Origin of the sequence: Streptomyces sp. NPDC101191 (genome assembly GCF_044767915.1) — a bacterium.
In the GTDB taxonomy this organism is placed as follows: domain Bacteria; phylum Actinomycetota; class Actinomycetes; order Streptomycetales; family Streptomycetaceae; genus Streptomyces.
In genome coordinates this window covers 1-1253 of the sequence record NZ_JBIWOU010000021.1, presented here as the reverse complement: position 1 = coordinate 1253, position 1253 = coordinate 1, and the positions used below count along the sequence as shown (strand labels likewise).

Sequence of the window (1253 nt, the reverse complement as noted above, 5' to 3'; positions counted from 1 at the left end):
CCGGACTTCTTGGCGGCGCGGCGCTTGGGCTTGGCGCCGGCGGCGAGGCCGGTGCGGGCCAGGGTCATGCCCAGGGACGACGGGAGGGAGACCTCCAGGCGCTTGCCGCCGACCTCGACGACGATGGTCTCGCGGCCGGTTTCGTCCTCGTCGGTTTCGGTGCCGGCGGGGGCGAAGGGCTTGATCTCGTTGACGAACTCGGTCTCGATCCAGCGGGTGTGGACGCGGAACGGGTCGGCGGTGAAGGCGGGGTCGGTGACGACGGCCTGGTGGAAGGGGATGGCGGTGGCCATGCCTTCGACGGTGAACTCGGCGAGCGCGCGGGCGGCGCGCTGGAGGGCCTGTTCGCGGGTGGCGCCGGTGATGATGAGTTTGGCGAGGAGGGAGTCCCAGGCGGGGCCGATGACGGAGCCGGATTCGACGCCGGCGTCGAGGCGGACGCCGGGGCCGGTGGGCGGGGTGAAGGTGGTGACGGTGCCGGGGGCGGGGAGGAAGTTGCGGCCGGGGTCCTCGCCGTTGATGCGGAACTCGAAGGAGTGACCCCTTATGGCCGGGTCGGTGTAGCCGAGTTCCTCGCCGTCGGCGATGCGGAACATCTCGCGGACGAGGTCGATGCCGGTGACTTCTTCGGTGACGGGGTGTTCGACCTGGAGGCGGGTGTTGACCTCGAGGAAGGAGATGGTGCCGTCGAGGCCGACGAGGAATTCGACGGTGCCGGCGCCGACGTAGCCGGCTTCCTTGAGGATGGCCTTGGACGCGGTGTAGAGCTCGGCGTTCTGGGCTTCGGAGAGGAAGGGGGCGGGGGCTTCCTCGACGAGCTTTTGGTGGCGGCGCTGGAGGGAGCAGTCGCGGGTGGAGACGACGACGACGTTGCCGTGGGTGTCGGCGAGGCACTGGGTCTCGACGTGGCGGGGCTTGTCGAGGTAGCGCTCGACGAAGCATTCGCCGCGGCCGAAGGCGGCGACGGCTTCGCGGACGGCGGAGTCGTAGAGTTCGGGGATCTCTTCGAGGGTGCGGGCGACCTTGAGGCCGCGGCCGCCGCCGCCGAAGGCGGCCTTGATGGCGATCGGCAGGCCGTGTTCGCTCGCGAAGGCGACGACCTCGTCGGCGCCGGAGACGGGGTCGGGGGTGCCCGCGACGAGCGGGGCGCCGGCGCGCTGGGCGATGTGCCGGGCGGCGACCTTGTCGCCGAGGTCACGGATCGCCTGCGGCGGCGGGCCGATCCAGGTCAGACCGGCGTCCAGCACGGCCTG

The 1253-nt window shown here is 71.6% G+C and carries 1 protein-coding gene; it reads right to left on the bottom strand.

Going from position 1 to position 1253, the window contains the following annotated elements; all coding sequences use genetic code 11:
* On the bottom strand, window positions 1–1253 hold a 1253-nt coding region (locus ACIRQF_RS38065), incomplete at both ends, for an acetyl/propionyl/methylcrotonyl-CoA carboxylase subunit alpha (protein WP_404099608.1).